The 18,602-nt window shown below is 69.2% G+C and carries 15 protein-coding genes; 4 read left to right on the plus strand and 11 right to left on the minus strand.

The window, feature by feature from the left end; genetic code table 11:
• Positions 1 to 186 precede the first annotated feature (186 nt).
• The 4 genes from OG798_RS16145 (at position 187) to OG798_RS16160 (ending at position 5,689) form a co-directional block, all read left to right on the plus strand.
• The gene (locus tag OG798_RS16145) at positions 187 to 564 is read left to right on the plus strand and encodes a hypothetical protein (protein ID WP_095855351.1); all 378 of its coding nucleotides are present in this window, start codon (positions 187 to 189) and stop codon (positions 562 to 564) included.
• A complete protein-coding gene (locus OG798_RS16150; protein ID WP_328757242.1) occupies positions 554 to 4,867 on the plus strand; it encodes a DUF6531 domain-containing protein in 4,314 nt (1,437 codons plus the stop codon). Before OG798_RS16145 ends, OG798_RS16150 begins: the two co-directional genes overlap by 11 nt.
• A 5-nt stretch (positions 4,868 to 4,872) precedes the next feature.
• Positions 4,873 to 5,334, plus strand: a complete 462-nt coding sequence (locus OG798_RS16155) for a hypothetical protein (RefSeq protein ID WP_328757243.1) — start codon at positions 4,873 to 4,875, stop codon at positions 5,332 to 5,334.
• 73 nt (positions 5,335 to 5,407) lie between these two features.
• On the plus strand, positions 5,408 to 5,689 hold the full coding sequence (locus OG798_RS16160; protein WP_328757244.1) for a hypothetical protein: 282 nt from the start codon (positions 5,408 to 5,410) through the stop codon (positions 5,687 to 5,689).
• 24 nt (positions 5,690 to 5,713) lie between these two features.
• Here the strand turns inward: OG798_RS16160 and OG798_RS16165 are convergent, their stop codons facing one another.
• The 11 genes from OG798_RS16165 to OG798_RS16215 form a co-directional block, all read right to left on the minus strand.
• A complete protein-coding gene (locus OG798_RS16165; protein ID WP_095855347.1) occupies positions 5,714 to 6,826 on the minus strand; it encodes a right-handed parallel beta-helix repeat-containing protein in 1,113 nt (370 codons plus the stop codon).
• A gap of 131 nt (positions 6,827 to 6,957) precedes the next feature.
• Positions 6,958 to 7,974: a pectinesterase family protein gene (locus OG798_RS16170; RefSeq protein WP_328757245.1), complete on the minus strand. Its 1,017-nt coding sequence runs from the start codon at positions 7,972 to 7,974 to the stop codon at positions 6,958 to 6,960.
• A gap of 1 nt (position 7,975) precedes the next feature.
• Positions 7,976 to 9,118, minus strand: coding sequence for a pectinesterase family protein (locus OG798_RS16175; protein ID WP_328757246.1), 1,143 nt, complete (start codon positions 9,116 to 9,118; stop codon positions 7,976 to 7,978).
• A 172-nt stretch (positions 9,119 to 9,290) separates the two neighbouring features.
• A complete protein-coding gene (locus tag OG798_RS16180) occupies positions 9,291 to 10,625 on the minus strand; it encodes a pectate lyase family protein (protein ID WP_267061446.1) in 1,335 nt (444 codons plus the stop codon).
• A 40-nt stretch (positions 10,626 to 10,665) separates the two neighbouring features.
• A complete protein-coding gene (locus tag OG798_RS16185; RefSeq protein ID WP_328760034.1) occupies positions 10,666 to 11,460 on the minus strand; it encodes a rhamnogalacturonan acetylesterase in 795 nt (264 codons plus the stop codon).
• Positions 11,461 to 11,593: 133 nt separating this feature from the next.
• A complete protein-coding gene (locus OG798_RS16190) occupies positions 11,594 to 12,931 on the minus strand; it encodes an ABC transporter substrate-binding protein (protein ID WP_121416518.1) in 1,338 nt (445 codons plus the stop codon).
• A 45-nt stretch (positions 12,932 to 12,976) separates the two neighbouring features.
• The gene (locus tag OG798_RS16195; protein WP_328757247.1) at positions 12,977 to 14,512 is read right to left on the minus strand and encodes a glycoside hydrolase family 43 protein; all 1,536 of its coding nucleotides are present in this window, start codon (positions 14,510 to 14,512) and stop codon (positions 12,977 to 12,979) included.
• Positions 14,512 to 15,366, minus strand: a complete 855-nt coding sequence (locus OG798_RS16200; RefSeq protein WP_328757248.1) for a PmoA family protein — start codon at positions 15,364 to 15,366, stop codon at positions 14,512 to 14,514. The genes OG798_RS16195 and OG798_RS16200 overlap by 1 nt, the downstream gene beginning before the upstream one ends.
• Positions 15,363 to 16,628: a Gfo/Idh/MocA family protein gene (locus OG798_RS16205; RefSeq protein WP_267061450.1), complete on the minus strand. Its 1,266-nt coding sequence runs from the start codon at positions 16,626 to 16,628 to the stop codon at positions 15,363 to 15,365. The genes OG798_RS16200 and OG798_RS16205 overlap by 4 nt, the downstream gene beginning before the upstream one ends.
• The gene (locus OG798_RS16210) at positions 16,625 to 17,527 is read right to left on the minus strand and encodes a carbohydrate ABC transporter permease (RefSeq protein WP_097226283.1); all 903 of its coding nucleotides are present in this window, start codon (positions 17,525 to 17,527) and stop codon (positions 16,625 to 16,627) included. Before OG798_RS16210 ends, OG798_RS16205 begins: the two co-directional genes overlap by 4 nt.
• A complete protein-coding gene (locus tag OG798_RS16215; protein WP_075026190.1) occupies positions 17,524 to 18,459 on the minus strand; it encodes a carbohydrate ABC transporter permease in 936 nt (311 codons plus the stop codon). The genes OG798_RS16210 and OG798_RS16215 overlap by 4 nt, the downstream gene beginning before the upstream one ends.
• Between the last annotated feature and the right edge of the window lie 143 nt (positions 18,460 to 18,602).

An 18,602-nucleotide genomic window follows, 5' to 3' on the forward strand; every position in this document is an offset into this window, starting at 1 on the left:
GGTCAGGGACTGTCTACGCGCATCACGCACGCCACGCGGGAGGCTTTATCGGATCGAGACCTCACCCGCGGGCGGCGTCCCCCTTGATGCATTGCCCGCAGGTGGCGTGCGCTTGACCTTCTCTTGAACCGGTTCTCCTAGGGTCGGAACGCACATGCGAACGATGCGTCAGACGGGGAGAGCCGCATGGGTGATGGCAACGGCGACGGCATGGTCCTGCACATCCACACCGCCGATCTGAAGCGCGCGGCGCCGGACTTCCACGAAGGGGCCAAGAACCTCAGCACGGCACTCACCACCCTCGTCACCACCCTGGACAGCCTGGGAAAACCCTGGGGCGACGACAAACAGGGCAAGGAGTTCGGGGACGCCTACTCGCCGATGCAGAAGAAGATAGAGAGCGCGGCGGGCACCCTCGTACTCGGCCTGGTGAGCATCCACGAGGCCATGAACGACCTGGCGGACGGCACCGTCGACAACGACCAGCTGATCGCGGGAATGTTCACCGAGGTGAAGACCGGCGGGACCGTCAAGGCGGAAAGCGACGGTTCCGGTGAGCGTTGAGGACGAGGCCAAGAAGATCCTGCTGAAACTGGGCCTGTGGTGGCCGGACGCCAACTCCGGTTCGCTGCGGGCCGCGGCGACCGCCTGGCGCACCTTCGCCGACGCGGTCGACGACGTACGGGCACCGGTGCACACGAGTGCGTCCTCCCTCATCCACCACAACACCGGCGAGTCGATCGACGCGTTCGAGAAGTTCTGGAACCGCTTCGCCAAGGGCAAGGACGCCGGCTGGCTCAGCGACCTGGCGGAGTCTTCCCGGGCGATGGCGAAGGCCCTGGACAAGTTCGCGGACGCCATCGACGACGCCATCAACAAACTCTGGACGCAGATCGGCATCGACGCCGCCGTGATCGCGGGCGGGGTGGCGCTGGCCTTCTTCACGGCGGGCCTCGCCTCCGGAGCAGCCGTCGCGGCGGCCGACGCCATCATCGAGTTCGGCGCCACCATGGGCATCGCGGTCTCCACCACCGTCGCGGAGATAGCGGCGGGCACCCTGGTCGCGGCGGCCTTCGGCGGTATCGAGTCGGTCACCGTCGACCTGGCCGTGGCCCAGCCCCTGAAGATGGTCACCGGTCTGCAGCAGGGCTTCAGCCTGGACGAGGTCAACCAGGCCGCCAAGGACGGCATGATCTTCGGCGGCGCGCTGGGCGCGGGCGGCGGCGTACTGAAGGCGGGCATGGAGGGCGCGTTCAGCGACACCACTCCCCTCCTGCTGCGCCCGCCGTCCCTCCGCCCCGACCTGGTCGAGCTCGGACCCGCCGCGCGCAACGCGGAGCGCACGCCGTGCGTCGGCGAGCCGATCGACGTGGCGACGGGCGCCATGCTGATGTCCCAGACCGACCTGACGCTGCCGGCCTCCCTTCCCCTCCTCTTCCAGCGCACCCACCTGTCCTCCTACCGGGGCGGCGTCTGCTTCGGCCCGACCTGGATCTCCACCCTCGACGAGTGCGTGCAGATCGACGGCGAGGGGGTCGTCTTCGCGGCGGCGGACGGCATGCGGCTCGTCTATCCCGTGCCGGAGCCGGATGTGCCGACCCTCCCTCTGAAGGGCGCGCGCTGGCCACTGCGCTGGGACGGCAAGCCCGACGGCGTCATGACCATCACCGACCCCGCCACCGGAGTCGTCCGCACCTTCAGCACCCCCTTCTCCTCGGGCTCCTTCGGCGTCTTCCATCTGCCCCTGGACTCCTGGAGCGACCGAAACGGCGTTCGCATCGACGTCGAGCGCGACGACGAAGGCATCCCGTTCGGCATCCGCCACTCCGGCGGCTACTACCTGGCCGTCGACACCCAGGGCCCCCGCGTCACCGCCCTGCGCCTGCTCGACGAATCCCCCTCCCGCTACGGCCCCGACGGCCCGGTGGGCGAGGGCACGCTCGTCATGCGGTACGGCTACGACCCGTCCGGCAACCTCACCGAGGTCATCAACTCCAGCGGTGAGCCGCTCCGGTTCACCTACGACGACCAGGGCCGGATGACGCGCTGGACCGACCGCAACGGGACCTGGTTCTCCTACGTCTACGACGAACGCGGCCGCGTCGTCCGCACCGAGGGCGTCGACGGCATCCTGTCGGGCACCCTGACGTACGACGAGGCGGCGGCCACGACGACGTACACCGATTCACTCGGCCGCGTCTCCAGCCATCGGTACAACTCCGAGGGCCTGGTCGTCGAGGAGACGGACCCGCTCGGGCATGTCACGCGCACGGAGTGGGACGAGTGGGGTGCCAAGCCCGTCGCAGTGACCGATCCGCTAGGGAGGACGACCCGTCACGCGTATGACGCCGCCGGGAACCTGAGCGAGATCACCCTGCCGGACGCGTCGGTGACCCGTGCGGTCCACAACCTTCTCGGCCTGCCCACAGAGGTCGTGGAGTCGGGCGGCGCGACCTGGCGGCATACCTACGACGACCGCGGCAACCTGCTGTCCACTGTGGACCCCACGGGTGCCGAAACGCGGTACGAGTACGACTCATCGGGCCATCTGGCCATGGTCACGGACGCGCTCGGCCACACACGCCGGATCACCTCGAACGCCGCCGGGCTGCCCGTCGTGCTCACCGATGAGCTGGGGCACGAGACGACCGTGCGGCGGGATGCCTTCGGCCGGATCGTCGCGGTGACCGACCCGCTCGGCGACACCACCCGCATGGGCTGGACCGTCGAGGGCAAGCCGGAGTGGCGGGAGTACGCCGACGGCACCCGCGAGTCCTGGGCCTGGGACGCCGAGGGCAACCTGCTCACCCACACCGACCTGGTGGGCAACACCACCCGCCAGACCGCCACACACTTCGACCTCCTGGCGGCCCGCACGGATCCGGACGGCGCACGGTACACGTTCACGTACGACACCGAGCTGCGCCTGACCAAGGTCACCAATCCCCAGGGCCTGGCCTGGTCGTACCGGTACGACCAGGCCGGCCGGCTCGTTACGGAGACGGACTTCAACGGCCGCACGCTCACGTACGAGCACGACGCGGCAGGCCGTCTGGTCTCGCGCACCAACGGCGCCGACGAAACACTGCGCTTCACACGGGACGCGCAGGGCCGTGTCGTGGAGCAGCACGACGACACGGGTGAGGTGACGACGTACGCGTACGGCCCCGACGGCAGAATGTCTCGCGCCGCCAACGCGGACGCCGAGGTCGTGCTGGATCGGGACGCGGTGGGCCGCATTCTCTCGGAGACGGTGGGCGGGCGCACGACGACGTTCACGTACGACGCCGTCGGGCAGTGCACCCACCGGGTGACCCCATCCGGTCTGGTGTCCGACTGGACTTACGATCCTGTGGGCCACCCTGTCGAACTGCGGTCGGCAGCCGGTTCGCTGGCCTTCTCGTACGACGCCGTCGGTCGCGAGACCGAGCGCCGGATCGGCGATGCCGCGACGCTCACTCAGAGCTGGAGCGCGACAGGACACCTCGCCGTGCAGTCGTTGACATCGACGGCGGACTCGTCGGAGGCGGATCGCCTTCTCCAGCACCGCGGCTACGCCTACCGAGCGGACGGCCACCTCGTCGAAGTACGCGAGCTCACCTCCGGCACGCGCCGCTTCGACCTGGACGCCATGGGCCGTGTCACAGGCGTACGCGCCCATGGCTGGCGTGAGGTCTACGCCTACGACGCGGCAGGCAGTCCGGTACGGGCGACGGCGCCCGACCATGCTTGTCCGGGTGACCGCGAGTTCGAGGGCACGCTCGTCCGCCGCGCAGGGCACACCGTCTACGAGCACGACGCCCAGGGCCGTCTGGTCCGCAGGACACGCAAGCTTCTCAACGGGCAGACGCGCACCTGGACATACGTCTGGGACACCGAGGACCGGCTGACCGAAGCGGTCACGCCGGACGGCGAACGATGGCGATACGCGTACGACCCACTGGGCCGCCGTGTGTCCAAACACCGCGTGGCCGAGGACGGGTCACAGGCCGATCGCGTCGACTTCTCCTGGGACGACACCCGCCTGGCCGAACAGACCTGCCAGGATGGCAGGGTGACGACCTGGGACTACGCTCCGGGTTCCCATCGTCCGGTCGCCCAGACGCAGCACAAGACCTCCGTCGTCGAGTCCGGCGCGTCGTTCCTCGCCCGGCTGGTCGAAGAGACCGGCTCTTCGCACACGACCCGCTTCCACGCCGTGGTCACGGACCTCGTGGGCACCCCCGCGGAGTTGGTCTCGGTGTCCGGAGACCTGGTCTGGCAGCGGCGCACCTCGCTCTGGGGCACTGGCCTGCCGGCTCCGACGGACGAGGAAGCCACCGTGGACTGCCCGCTACGCTTCCCCGGCCAGTACGCCGACCCCGAGACGGGACTCAGCTACAACCACTTCCGCTATTACGACCCCGAGACCGGACGATACGTCTCTTCGGACCCGCTGGGCCTCGCACCCTCCCCCGATCACCACGCCTACGTGAGGAATCCCCTCGTCGAGTCCGATCCGCTCGGACTCTTCACCTGCAAGGTGGAGAACGCGCTCAAGGACTGGCAGAGCAGGAGATACCAGTTCGGCAGCGATCAGTTCATGCTCGACAAGAAGAACCTGGCACACGTCCTGGAAAGGCATCATCCTGAGTACTGGGACGGTTCGGTGAAGCAGAAGCAGTCCTTCCTCGACGGAAAGATGTCCGTCAAGGATGTCGAGGACGCCATCACCGAGACCCTGAATCAGAACCGGGACAAGCTGACGTCCCGCGGCCCCATGGGCATGTACCAGGTAGAAGGCAAAGTAAACGGAGTAGATTACGTCCTCGGTATCAAGAACGGCCATATAGGCCAGTTCTATCCCGGAACTCTCCCCAAGAAATAGGCCACATGATTGAAATCACCTCCTACCTGCGCACCAAGTCAGGAGGATTCACCCCCGTACCGGACACGACCTCCGCACCTTCGGATCCCTCATACGTCGAAGGCGCCATCGAACTGACGATCAACGGCGTACGGATCCTGGACCAGGAGCTTTGGGACTACGTCGACGAACTCTGGTCCTATATCAGCGACATGGTGCTGAGTCTCAAGCACGAGGACGAGGCGGCGACGTACTTCCCGGATCAGCCGATCAGGCTTTCGTTCAAGCGCCTGGGCGGGGGACTCGTTCTCGTCTCTCTCACCTACGATGACATCAAGCGTGCCACCTCCGTCGACGAGCGAGAACTCGTCGAGGCGCTGCAACGGGCGGGCACGAAATTCTTCACCAGGATGAAGGAATTGCTCCCCGGGAACGCCCAGGGATACGACGACGCGTTGGCAAGACTTATGGGACACGTCAATCCATGACGGATCCGGGACCACCTGGCCGAACTCCCCCGAACACGCACCGAGCTCTCTTGACGGAAGGAACAACGAGAACATGCACCATCTCGCTGCCGGAACGCATGGGCCGTCCCCAGTGATCATCACCCTCTTCGCCCTGGGCGGCCTCGCAGCCGTCTGGTGCGGCGGGAGCTGGGCGTTCAACGTGCGCGGGATCGCCGTCCGGAGGGCCGCGAACATCCGCGACAGGCATCAACTGAGGGGTGGTTCGGTGCTGATGGGGGCCCAGCCTTGGTACCACCGGATGCTCGGGGCGTTTCTCACGGTCGCCGGTCTTGTGCTGCTGACCGCTGCCTACGCCCTGTGGCACCTCAACTGAGCCCACCGCACCGGTTCCTGCGGATCAGTTCATCGTGGCGCCGATCGTCGTGCTCCCCGTCGTCAGGAACGTCGTCGCGGGCAGCGAGCCGTCCGACTTGCGGGCGTTGTACGTCGTCGACGCGTCCGTGGAGACGAAGGACGGGGTGGAGACGCCCGAGTCCCAGTTGTTGCCGGCGGACGTGACCGAGGACCCCTTGGAGACCGCCGCGCTGCCGTTGCTCACCGCCAGGTTCTTGCCGAGCTTCGCGGAGCTGGTCGCGAAGTAGTAGCCGTACTTGCCGTTGGCGTACGCGGTGGTGCGGTTGATGACGATCGCGCCGGTGTTGGAGTTCTCGGTGAAACCGTTGCCCGCGTCGTCCCAGGCGGCGGAGTTGTTGACGACGTGCGCGACGACCTCGCCGTCGCCGCCCAGCTTGTAGCCGTTGCCGTCCCCCGCGAAGGCCGAGTCGCCCCAGCGGTTCTTGCCGTTGCCGAAGGACCAGGTGTGCTCGACGGTGACGGGCGACGAGAAGGACCAGAAGTCGATGCCGTCGTCCGAGTTGTTGTACAGGCGGGCGCCGGTGATCAGATTGCCGGTGCCGGAGCCGAACTTCACGGCGACACCGTCCGCGTTCTCGCCATGGGTGGCGGCGTCGTAGTTGCCGTACGAGTCGATGTTCTTGACCGTGTTGTTGACGGTGCCGTCACCCGTGAGCGTGAAGCCGGAGTCACCGCCGTTGATGGTCTTGATGTCGTTCCAGTTCGTGCCGGTGCAGGACTGGCAGACGACCGCGCTGTCCGGGGAGTTCTGGAAGGTGAGGTGGGAGACGTTCCAGTAGTCGGCGGTCAGCTTGAAGATCCAGTCCCCGGCGGGCAGCGACGAGCCGTCGATCTTCACCGTCTCCGAGCCGTACGCCTGGAGGGTGACAGGGCTCGACGAGGTGCCGTTGGCCGTCGACTGGAGGGTGGCCGTCGGGTAGTACGTGCCGGCGCGCACCTGGATGACGGTGCCGGCGGTGGCGTTCTTGATGGCGCTGGTGAGGTCGGCCGTGGTGCTGACGACGACGGTCGCCGCCTGGGCCTGGGTGGGCAGGACGGCGAGTCCGGCGCCGAGCGCCAGGGTGGCGCCGAGGGCGAGAGCGGTTCGACGAGACATGGAGTGCGGTCCTTTCGTCGATACGGTGGGGGACTACTTCGGTGCCTTCTTCGGTGCCTTCTTCGGGGCTTGCTCCGGTGCGCTGTTCGGTGCGTTGCTCGGTGCTTTCTCCGGTGCGCTCCTCGGGGACATCACGGGCACCAGTCGCCCAGATACGCCGCACGCGTGTGCGACACGGCTTCCGTGTCCGTGAGCTGGGGACGGTTCTCCGGCACGGTGATCTCCGCGCCGGGACCGGTGTTGCGGTACTCGCGAAAGCGCATGGACTGCCAGGGGTAGGCCTCGCGCATGTCGACGTAGGGCGCCACCGCGTCGATGCCGGGGCCGAGTTCCGTCTCCCGTACGACCAGGGACGGCCAGGCCGTCGTCTCGTACGACGGCACCCACGGCCGCGCGATCTTGTACGCACCGTCCTGCGCGCCCGAGGTGACCCGGCCGCGCAGGGCCAGGAAACCGTGCGGGTTGGCGCGGGCCGTGGAGGGCGCGAAGACCATCCCCTCGGGCTTGAAGGCGACGTCCCGGTCGAGGGTGTGGAAGTGGCAGCGTTCGAAGACGGCGGTGGCCCGCCCGAAGACGAAGTCGACGTCGCCCTCGATGTAGCAGTCGCGGTAGTACTGGCGGTCGAAGGCGGTCAGGGCCGTCGTGTCCGCGAACAGGGTGTCCTGGTGTGCCAGCAGGCGGACGTGGGTGAAGGACGAGCGGTCCCCGGTGACGTACGCCGCCACCGCCTGCGTCCCGGTGATGTCCGGGTGGTCGGCGCGCAGCCAGTCGTTGGCGAGCGTCAGACCGTGCACGGTGAGCCCCGGCGCCGCCGAGGTGAAGGTGGCGGAGCCCGCGGTGCCGTACGTTCCTGAGCCGTCCGGCTTGCGCGTGCCGTTGGCGTGGTCGAAGACGATGACGGCGTCGCGCGGGTCGCGGGTGGCGCCGAGCAGCGTCAGGCCGGTCTTGTCGACGGGGATGTTCACGACCTCGCGGTACGTGCCCGGGTGCACGACGATCGTCCAGTCGGCGCCCGTCACCGCGTCGACGGCGGCCTGGACGGAGTCACCGGGGCGGACGTGCAGCACCCGGCGCCCGCCCGCGAAGGCGGGGGTCGCGCCGAGGACGCCGAGCGCACCGGCCGTGGCGAGAAAGGCGCGTCGGCGCATCTCAGCACCCCTTCCACGGTGTCCAGTCGCCGAGATACGCCTCCCGGGTCGCCGACTCGGCCTCCCCGGGGCTCAGTTGGGGACGGTTCTCCGGGACGCTGATGACCGCGCCGGGCCCCGTGTTCCGGTACTCGGCGAAGCGCTGGCTCTGCCACGGGTAGGCGTCCGCCATGTTGGTGTAGGGCGCGACCGCGTCGATCCCGGCGGCGAGGCGGGTGTCGCGGACGGTCAGCATGGGCCGGGCGGTGGTGTCCGAGCCGGGCACCCAGGGGCGGGCGAGCTTGTAGTACGCGTCCGGGGCCGCGCTGCTGACACGGCCGTGGGTGACCAGATAGCCGCGCGGGTTGGCGAGCGCGGTGGAGGGGGCGAAGACGAAGCCGTACGGGGCGGTCGCCAGGTCCGTGCGGCTCAGGGTGCGGAAGTGGCAGCGCTCGAAGACGGCGGTCGCCCGGCCGAAGACGAAGTCCACGTCACCTTCGACGTAACAGTCGCGGTAGTACTGGCGGGCGAAGGTGCCGAGCGCGATCGAGTCGGCGTACAGCGTGTCCTGGTGGCCCAGGAACCGGCACCCCACGAAGGCCGAGCGGTCGCCCTGCACCTTGACGGCGACCGCCTGGGTGCCGGTGATCTCGGGGTGGTCGGCGCGCAGGAAGTCGTTGGCGAAGGTGATCGAACGGGCGGTGAACCCGTCGGCCTGCACGGTGGTGGTGGCCGACCCGGTGGTCCCGTAGGTGCCGCCGCCGGGCTTCGGGGTGCCGTTGGCGTTGTCGTACACGACGACGACGTCACGCGGGTCCCCGGAGGCGCCGATCCAGGTCATCTCCGTACGGTCGACACCGACGGCGACCGTCTCGCGGTACGTGCCCGGCGCGACGACCAGCGTGTATCCGGCCCCTCCCCCAGTGCTTAACGCCTGGGAGGTGCCCCCGACCGCGCTGACGGCGGCCTGGACGGTGGTGTGGTCGCCGAGCCCGCCGGGGTGGACGTACAGGGTCCGCTCGGTGAGACGGGCCGACGGTGAGCCGTAGCGCCCGAAGGGGGAGCGCCCCTGGGCTCGCGCGGGGGCCGCGAGACCGAGCGCCAGAGCGGCTCCGGCACCGGCGGCGAGGAAGGTTCTGCGACTGGGGGTGGTGCGGGAGAGCATGACGATGCTCCTTCACTGTGCGGCGGCTCGAGAGCCCCGCGGGCTGCGCGGGGAAAGGGGCCGGAGCGGCGCGCCCTGGGTGAGGGGCGGGTGCGGAGCCGCTCCGGCCTGACCAGGAGATGGGTCGCAGGTGGGTCGGTCGGGCGTGGGTCCGGCGAAGGTCCGACGTGGGTCAGCAGATCTTTCCGGCGCCCGCGCCGCGGTCGACGATCCGGGGCACCGCCCGCGGCGGGTCGACCTCGGTGCGCAGCGTCGGCGTCCATCCGGCCCCGGACTGCAGCGTCTCCGCCGGGATCTCCGCGTTGTGCACGGCGATCAGGTCGGTGGCCGCCCCGTTGACGTAGTTGTCCGCGGCGGTGAGCGGCGCCTCCTTCCACTTCTTCAGGACGGTCGCCGCGCTGACTCCGGCGGGCAGCGTGAACGCGTTGTGCTCGGCGACGAGTTGGGACTCCATGCCGATGCCGTAGCTGTAGGAGTAGCCGTCGCCCGCGACGAAGTGGTTGTTGTACGAGTCGACCTGGCCGAAGCGGACGCGCGGCGCGCGCTCGACGAGGTTCGAGAACAGGTTGTGGTGGAAGGTGACCTTGAGGTGGCCCCGGTCGACCGCCGCGGTGGACGCGCTGTCGCTGTTGCCGATGAGGATCGTCTTGTCGTGGTCGGCGAAGACGTTCCAGGAGGCCGTCACGTAGTCCGCGCCCTTGACGATGTCCAGCTCGCCGTCGTGCTGCTCGAAGATCCGCCCGAAGTACGTGGGCAGAGTGCTGTCGGGGTGGTCCCCGTCGGTGAAGGTGTTGTGGTCCAGCCAGACGTGCGTGGAGCCGTACACCACCGCGCTGTCGTACTCGGAGTTCCAGTTGCCGACGGAGGTGTCGGTCGGGTCCCACTGCGGGAAGCAGTCGAGCGGGCTCTCGAAGGTGAGGTTGCGGACGATGACGTTGTCCACGGCCTTGATCTGGAGGCTGGCGCCCTTGAACCCCGCGCCCCTGCCGAGGCCGACGAGGGTGGTGTTCGCGGGGATCTCCGCCTTGATGGCGGTGTCCTGGTTGGCGGCGGAGGCGCGGCGCAGGCCTTCGGGGCTGTCGTCCGGCTCGGCGTCCAGGTTGGTGCCGTATCCCCAGTTCTCCGGCGAGTACTTCTGCAGATAGGCGTCGAAGTCGTAGCCCGGCGCGGCGAAGGAGTCGCAGCCCTCGGCGTTGGCGTCGATCGTGCCCTTCACCTGGATGATCTTCGGGGTGGTGCCGCCGTTCTTCAGCGCGGCCTTGAACTCGGCCCAGGTGGTGACGGTGTACACGTGTGCGGCGTCGGCCGCCGCACCGCCAGCGGTCCCCGTGCCCTCGGAGCCCCAGCCGTCACCGGCGGCGAGGGTCCCTCGGCCGACGTCGCCCGACCGGGTCTGGGCCTGGGCGGTGGTGCCGGTGACGGCGAGGGCCAGGGCGGTGCAACCGACCAGCAGGGCCGTCGTCGCCGACCCTGCTATGGCATGTGCATGCCATCTCTGTGTGTTCACTCTGCGGCTCTCCTTCTGGCGGAGGTTCAGTGGAAGGGGGTTACGCGGCCGCGTCCGGCCAGGTGATCCAGGACTCGGGTACTTCCTCGTCCAGCCGGCGCACGTCCCGGTGTGCCAGCACCCGGCGGTGCAGCAGCTCGGCCGCGACGAGACGGGCCACGGCGATCGCACCCGGCGGGTTGAAGTGGGTGTTGTCCTGCTCGGTCGCGGTCCAGTTGAAGTACTTCTTGGTCTCCTCGACACCGAGCCGCTGCCACAGGGCGATCGACAGGGCCTGGATGTCGAGCAGCGCCACGTGCTCCTCCTCGGCGAGGGCGCGCATCGCCGCCGGGTAGTCGCCGTGGGTCGGCACGGCGTTGCCGTCCGCGTCGAACTTTCTGCGATCCACGGGGGTGGCGAGCACCGGCCGCGCGCCACGGGCCCGCGCCCCGTCGACGTACTGCCGCAGGTAGTCCTGGTACGTCGTCCAGGGCTCGGTGTAGCGCGTCGGGTCGGCGCTCTTCTCGTCGTTGTGCCCGAACTGGATGAGCAGGAGGTCGCCGGGCCGGATCGCCTCGAGAACGACCTCGAGCCGCCCCTCGTCGACGAAACTCTTCGAACTCCGCCCGTTCACGGCGTGGTTGGCGACTTCCAGCTGCTCCCGCAGAAAGAACGGAAGCGCCATGCCCCAGCCGGTCTCCGGCGCGGCGTCGGCGTACTTCTGAGCAGCGGTGGAGTCACCCGCGATATAGAGGGTGCGGCAACGCTGGGCGGCCTGTGCGGTACCGGTTGCCACAAGGGCGCCGGGAACGACGGCAAGAGCCGCCGAGGTGACCTGTCTGCGGGTGAGGGACACAGGGGTGCCTTTCAACCGGGGGTGAGGGGCGCGCCCCTTCAGGGGCGCGGGGAACTGCGCGACCAGCCACACCCGGCCCGCGGTCGCCACACAACCTCGAAGGCCACGAACCGACCGCACCTGGCCAGCTGAGCTAGTGGTTCGCCTTCCAGTCCGCCTGTGCCTCGTTCAACTGGTCGGCCAGCGTGTCCAGGAACTGCTTCGCGCTCATCTTCCCGAGCAACAGCTTCTGGAAGTTCGGCTCGTTGTCGGACTTGGAGATCGTGTTCCAGTCCGGCAGGTAGTACGGCAGCTGCACGATCTTGGTGCCGGCCCCGTTCAGCGCCTCCGCCGCCAGCTTGGTGGGCTCGGCCTTCTGGATCCACGCGTCCTTCGCGGCGTCGGTGTTCGCCGGGACCTGTCCCGCCGACTCGTTGAACTTGGAGTTCTCCGCCGCCGAGAGGGCGAACTCGATGAACTTCCAGGCGGCCGCCTTGTTCTTGCTGGACCTGAACAGGCTCATCCCGTCGACCGGGTTGGACACCTGCACGCGTGTGCCGTCGTCCTGCGTCGGGTTCGGGATGCCGCGGAACTTCTCCGCGCCCAGCGCCTTCACGTGGTCCTGGTAGGAGCCGAGGTTGTGGCTGAGCATGCCGATGGTGCCGCTGTCCCACTGGGCGACCATCTTGGTGAAGTCGTTGTTGACGTCGGCGGACGGGGTGTCCTTCTTGTAGAGGGCGATGTACTTCTCGAGGGCGGCGACGTTCTTCGGGTCGTTGACGGTGGTCTTGTCGCCGTTCCAGAACGAGGTGATGCCGGTCTGGCCGTACACCGCGTCGAGGGCCGGCGCGATGGCGCCCTCGCCGCCCCGGATGGTGAAGCCGAACTTGTTCTTGCCCTTGTCGGTGAGCTTGTCGGCGGCGTCGTAGAACTTCGACCAGGTGGTCGGGGCGTCCACTCCCGCCGCCTTGAACAGGTCCGTCCGGTACCACAGCGTGCCGTTGTTGGCGGAGGTCGGCACCTGGTACAGGGCGTCACCGCCGCCCGCGGACCGGCTGACGTCGAGCAGGTTCTGGCTCAGCTTGCCGTTCAGCGAACTCCCCTTGAGCCGGCTGTCCAGCGGCTCAAGGGCTCCCTGGACGGCGACCTCGGCGAGCATCGCGGTACCCACACCGCCGACGTCGGGCAGGCCGCCGCCCTGGATGGCGGTGTCGTACTTCGACTGGGCGCTCGCCGCCGGGATGCCGACGTACTTGACCTTGATGTCCGGGTACTTCTTCTCGAAGTCCGCGATGATCTGCTTCCAGATGTCGGTGCGGACACCGCCGTTGTTGTCCCAGAAGGTGATCTCGCCCTTGCCGGAGCCCTCGGTGCCCTTGTCGCCCGCCGCTCCGCTGCCGTTGTCGCCGCAGGCGGTGGCGGTGAGCGCGAGCACGGAGCCCAGGGCGACGACCGTCGCGGCACGCCCGGTTCTGTGGATGTTGATCTTCATTGATCGGCTCTCTTCTTCTGGATCCAACGGGGTTGTGGGGTCTTGTCAGTGGAAGGAACTGGTGATGCGGAACTGCGTGAACGAGGCCGCGCCGGCGTGTCCCCCGCCGACGGGCGCGAGTGCGAAAAGTCCGAGCAGGGCGCCGACCCAGCGCCAGGGGGTGGCGGCGAAGACCTGGCCGGAGGGCTGCCGGCCGCCCCCGACGTCGTACGAGAACCGGCAGCGCGCCCCCGCCCCGCTCTCGATCCACAGCCGGGCCCGCCCCTCGGGCGCCTCTCGCGGATGTGCGGCGTCGCGTTCCCTCTCGGCAACCGATTCGGCGAACCGGTGTACGAGCCGTACCGACCCGTCCGCCTCCCGCTGGAGCCCGATCCAGCTGAAGGCGTCCCCGAGCACCGCGAGTCCCGCCCGCGCCCCCGGCTCCTCGCTGTCGAGGCGCAGCTCCACCTCGACGGTGGCGGGGGTGCCGGGTAACCGCTGGGTGAGGACGTTCGGCAGTCTGCGCAGGTCGTGCGCGTCCACCGTCCGTACGCAGCTCAGCCGCAGTCCGTCCCCCGAGTGCTGGGTGGCCCAGCCGTCATGGGGGTTGGCGGTCCACTGCCACTGCCGTCCGAACCGGCCGCCGGGGAAGTCGTCGTCGGTGGCGGGCGCGGAGGGCGGCTGCGGCGGCAGTCGCGGCTTCCGGTGTACGGCGACGGGGACACCCTTGTCACCGAGCACCGGCCAGCTGTCGTCGCCCCAGCGCATCGGCTGGAGGTGGACGACCCGCCCGTAGGGCCCGCGCTGCTGGAAGTGTGCGAACCAGTCCTCGCCGGCCCCCGTGCGCACCCAGCCGCCCTGGTGGGGGCCGTTGACCTCGGTGTCCCCCTGTTCCAGCACCACCCGCTCCTCGTACGGGCCGAAGAAGCCGCGCGAGCGGAAGGCGCCCTGCCAGCCGGTCTCCACTCCCCCGGCGGGTGCGAAGATCCAGAACCAGCCGTCGTGCCGGTAGGCCTTGGGCCCTTCGAGGGTGAACCAGCCCGGGATCCGGTCCCCGTCGATGATCACCTTGCCCTCGTCGAGCAGTCCGGTGCCGTCGGGGCGCATACGGTGGCCGGTGAGCCGGTTCTTCACGCCCGCGCGGGACTTGGCCCAGGCGTGCACGAGATACGCCTCGCCGGTCTCCTCGTCCCACAGCGGGCAGGCGTCGATGAGTCCCTTGCCCTCCTTGACCAGGTGCGGCCGGGTCCAGGGACCGCGGATCTCCGGGGCGTTGACCTGGAAGATGCCGTGGTCGGGGTCGCCCCAGAAGATCCAGAAGCGGTCGTCGTGGTGCCGCAGGGACGGCGCCCACACCCCGCAGTCGTGCCTGGGCTTCCTGAAGTCCCCTGCGGGCTCGAGGAGTTGGAGGGCGTGTCCGACGAGCGTCCAGTTGACCAGGTCGCGGGAGTGCAGGAGCGGCAGGCCGGGCACGCGACCGAAGCTGGAGGCGGTGAGGTAGAAGTCGTCGCCCACGCACAGCAGGTCGGGGTCGGACCAGTCGGCGTCGAGGACGGGGTTGCGGTAGGTGCCGTCGCCGAGGTCGGCGGAGGTCAGCGCCATCAGGGGCTCACCGCCTTGCGTACCAGCGCCGCGGCCTCGCTTCTGCCGAGGGTGCCGTCCGCGACGACGGTGACGACCCGGCGTACGACCGTCTCCCCGGGCGGGATCGGCAGCCGTTCGGTGTGCGCGAGGGAGGAGCCGACGCCCGGGTACTCGGCGGTGCGCACGAACCACGGGTCGCGGCGGGTCGCCGCGGTGGCCCCGGCGAAGACGAGGGTCCAGCCCGCGCCCACGAGGGCGAGCCAGTCGGCGGGGGCCCCGTGGACCGCCTCCTCGCCCTCGGTGTCGGCGGTGAACACGCGTGGCGCCTGTGCTTCCTTGCGGGCCCGCCAGAAGAAGCCGCCGTAGGCCGCTCCTGGGCGCCCGTTGGTGGCCGGGCTGCCGATCGACAGGGGGTGCGTGGTCGTGTTGGTGAGGGAGAAGGTGAAGTCCAACGCCCAGGCGGAGTCGGTGAGTTCGGTGACGGCGACCGTGCGGCGCTCGCGCAGCAGCTCGCCGCCCGCGGCCACCCAGCGCAGCTCCTCCACGAAGCCGTCGGGGTCGCGCAGCTGGAATCCGGCGTGCCGCTGGGCGCCGTGGTCGGCCAGCTCGGTGGGTCCCTGGTCGCGGACGTAGGTGCGGCCGCCCCAGAAGTTGTGCCCCTCGACGTCGGGAACGGCGACACCGACGCCGAGGTGGTGGGTGTGGTCGGCGGGGCTGAGTTCGGTGACAGCCGTGCCGGCCAGGGTGGTGACCGGGTGGAGGTAGGGGCGCGGCGAGAGGCGGGGCGCGAGTTCGGGCCGGGTGACGTACCGGCCGACCGGGCGGCCCGCGGCTCGCAGGACGAGCGAGTCGGCGCTCTGCGCGTGGTTCATGGGGTGCTCACCTCGCTTCCCACCTTGTTCGCGGCCTCGTTCGCAGCCTTGTTCACGGCCTTGTTCGGGACGTCGCTTCGAACGTCGTTCGGGGCCTGGTGCGGCCGGGCCCAGGGGGCGCCGAGCTCGGAGTAGAGGGCGAGGGTGTCGGCGGCGGCCGCGACGAGGCCGTCGATGCCGGGCACGACCCGGCGGCTTTCCTCGGGGAGCAGCTCCCAGGCGTCGGCGGGCAGCGCGAGCGGGTCCGGCGCCTGCCGGATCGCCTCCACCACCTTCATGAAGGCACCCGTCGCGTCCGGCGCGACCAGCAGTTCGGCGCCCTCCGTCAGATGCGCGACCAGGTTCTCCAGCAGGTCCGTACGGCCGTACTCGATCTCCTCGGGGCCGTGCCCCGACCGCTGCACCAGCACGCGGTCCTGCTTGTACCAGAAGGTGATCCGGCCGCTGCCGCCGTGCACCAGGACGTACGGTTCGCCGGGCCGCTCGGCACAGAGCGTGGCGGCGACGGTGACCCGGCCCCGCGGGGTGGTGATCCGTACGCAGGACGTGTCGTCCGACTCGATGTCGTTGGCGTGCAGCAGCTCGGTCTCGATCGCGGTGACGTCCTCGGCGCGGGTGGACCCGTTGAGCGCGAGGGCGGTGGCGACGGCGTGCGCGAGCGGGTTGGTGAGTGCCCCGTCGATCACGTCCACGCCGTTCAGACGGCGCTTGCCCGCCCAGGGTGCCCGCCGGTAGTACGCCTCGTCGCGTGCCCAGGCGCCCGCCCCGCCGATCCCGGCCACCTGGCCGATCACACCCTGCGCGATCAGCTTCCGGATCGCGGGCACGGCGTGCGAGCCGAGCGACTGGAAGCCGATCTGGCAGACGACCCCGGCCGCGGTGACCCCGTCGGCCATCCGGCGGAACTCCGCGTACGACGGCGCGGGCGGCTTCTCCAGGAGCAGGTGTACGCCCTTGCCCGCGGCGATCAGCGCCAGGTCGGTGTGGGTGGGGATGGGCGTGCAGATCACGGCGATCGCGGCGCCGGTGGAGTCGAGGAGGGCGCCGAAGTCGGCCGACTGCTCGACGGTCTGCCCGTTCAGCTCCTCTGCACTGAGCGGGGTCAGCTCGCAGACTCCCGCCAGCCGTACGAGCCCCTTGTCCTGGAGCCGGCGGATGTTCTCCAGGTGCCAACGACCGTGGCCGCGCGCACCCGCGAGAACGACGGGCAGCGGCAGTTTTCCGGTGGGCGTGCTCGACGGGAATTCCTCGGCGGGCCTCATCCCTTCACCGCCCCCGCGCTGAAGCCGGTGATCAGCCACTTCTGGATGAAGGCGAAGACGATGACGACCGGGACGGCCGCGATGATGCCGCCCGCGGCGAGCGCGCCCAGGTCGACGCTGTCGGAGCTCATCAGCGTGTTGAGGCCGACGGGGATGGTCTGCTTGCTCTGGTCGCTGAGGAACATCAGGGCGAACAGGAAGTGGTTCCAGGCGTGCACGAAGGCGAAGGAGCCGACGGCGATCAGCCCGGGCCGCAGCAGGGGCAGGACGACGATCCGGAAGGCGGTGAAGCGGTCGCAGCCGTCGACCCAGGCGGCCTCTTCGAGCGAGTACGGGACGTTCCTGATGAACCCGCTGATGAGGATCATCGACAGCGGCAGCTGGAAGACCGTCTCGGCGATGATGACGCTGCCCAGCGAGTTGATCATCTGAAGCTTGGCGAAGATCTGGAAGAGCGGGACCAGGAGCAGCGCGCCCGGCACGAACTGGGAGCAGAGCAGCGCCAGCATGAAGCCGCGCTTGATCCTGAAGTCGAAGCGGGCCAGGGCGTAGCCGCCGGCGAGGGCGACGAGGGTCGTCATCACCAGGGTGGCGACGGCGATGAGCACGCTGTTCTGGAAGTAGGTCCCGAAGCTGCGGTCGTTCCACACCTTGTCGAAGTGGTCGAAGGTCATGGGCCACGGCACGAGCGAGGTCGAGCCGGCCGGGCGGAGCGCGAAGAGCAGGATCCAGTAGAAGGGGATCAGGGTGAAGAGGAGGTAGAGGGAGAGCGGGAGGTAGATGTGCCAGCGCGGGACCTCGTCCCAGGCGCGGCGCTTGTTTCCCGGGCGCTGCCGGGGCTCCTCGGCGGGCGGGGCGAGCGCCGCGGGGGCGCTGATCGTGGCGTCCTTGGTGATCACTTGTCCCCGCCTCCGAACTTGCTCAGTCGCAGATAGACGACCGAACAGAACAGCAGAATCACGAACGCGACCGTGGTGAGGGCGGACGCGTAGCCGAAGTTGTGGGCGTCGACGCTGGTGTTGGCGATGTAGAGCGGGAGGGTCGTCGTCTCGCCCGCGGGACCACCGCCCGTCAGCGTGTAGAGCAGGTCGACGTTGTTGAACTCCCACACCGCGCGCAGCAGCGTGGACAGGATGATGGCGTCCTTCAGGTGCGGCAGCGTGATGTGCAGGAACTGCTTGAAGCGGCTGGCGCCGTCGACCTCGGCGGCCTCGTACAGGTCCTTGGAGACGGACTGGAGGTCGGCGAGGATCAGGATCGCGAAGAAGGGGACACCGCGCCACAGGTCGGCGACCACGGCCGCCGGGAAGACGGTGGAGGTGTCCGACAGCCAGCTGGTGCCGTACTGGCCGATGCCCGCGTCGGCCAGGTAACGGGTGATGCCGGTCTGGGAGTTGTAGAGCAGCACCCAGATCGCGGAGGTCAGCACGCCGGAGACGGCCCAGGGCGAGAAGACCAGCGCGCGGCCGACGGCCCGTCCCACGAAGGTCTGGTTGACGATCAGCGCGAGCGCGAGCCCGAAGAGCAGTTGCAGGCCGACCTCGACGAAGACCCACTTGGCGCTGAAGGTGAGTGTGTCCCAGAACTGGGGGTCGCTGGTGAACGCGTGGGTGAAGTTGTCGAAGCCCGCGAAGCCGTTGCGCCACGGTTTGGTGGGGTTGTAGTTCTGCAGGCTGTAGTAGAAGACGCTGATGACCGGGTAGGCGATGAAGCCCAGCATCAGCAGGCCCGCCGGGGCGATCAGCAGATACGGGAGCTTGCGGGGCGTCGCCGAGCCACGGCGCCGCCGGGGTGGCGCGGGCTGTTTCGCCACGACTGCGGCTTGGGCCATGACTGTTCTCCGTTCTGGCGGGTGCCGTGGAACGCTTGCCGTACGGACAGGAAGCGCTTGCTACGTACACATGGGTGAAGCGCTTGCCGTCCACCGTTCGAGATGTCGGTCGGGTGGTCGCTCAGATGCTGTTCGGATGTTGG

Origin of the sequence: Streptomyces sp. NBC_00271 (genome assembly GCF_036178845.1) — a bacterium.
Classification (GTDB): Bacteria; Actinomycetota; Actinomycetes; order Streptomycetales; family Streptomycetaceae; genus Streptomyces.

Coding starts and splice junctions, on each gene's coding strand:
- OG798_RS16145 (WP_095855351.1), top strand. CDS start 187: ATGGGTGATGGCAACGGCGACGGCATGGTCCTGCACATCCACACCGCC.
- OG798_RS16155 (WP_328757243.1), top strand. CDS start 4,873: ATGATTGAAATCACCTCCTACCTGCGCACCAAGTCAGGAGGATTCACC.
- OG798_RS16160 (WP_328757244.1), top strand. CDS start 5,408: ATGCACCATCTCGCTGCCGGAACGCATGGGCCGTCCCCAGTGATCATC.
- OG798_RS16165 (WP_095855347.1), bottom strand. CDS start 6,826: ATGTCTCGTCGAACCGCTCTCGCCCTCGGCGCCACCCTGGCGCTCGGC.
- OG798_RS16170 (WP_328757245.1), bottom strand. CDS start 7,974: ATGCGCCGACGCGCCTTTCTCGCCACGGCCGGTGCGCTCGGCGTCCTC.
- OG798_RS16175 (WP_328757246.1), bottom strand. CDS start 9,118: ATGCTCTCCCGCACCACCCCCAGTCGCAGAACCTTCCTCGCCGCCGGT.
- OG798_RS16190 (WP_121416518.1), bottom strand. CDS start 12,931: ATGAAGATCAACATCCACAGAACCGGGCGTGCCGCGACGGTCGTCGCC.
- OG798_RS16195 (WP_328757247.1), bottom strand. CDS start 14,512: ATGGCGCTGACCTCCGCCGACCTCGGCGACGGCACCTACCGCAACCCC.
- OG798_RS16200 (WP_328757248.1), bottom strand. CDS start 15,366: ATGAACCACGCGCAGAGCGCCGACTCGCTCGTCCTGCGAGCCGCGGGC.
- OG798_RS16205 (WP_267061450.1), bottom strand. CDS start 16,628: ATGAGGCCCGCCGAGGAATTCCCGTCGAGCACGCCCACCGGAAAACTG.
- OG798_RS16215 (WP_075026190.1), bottom strand. CDS start 18,459: ATGGCCCAAGCCGCAGTCGTGGCGAAACAGCCCGCGCCACCCCGGCGG.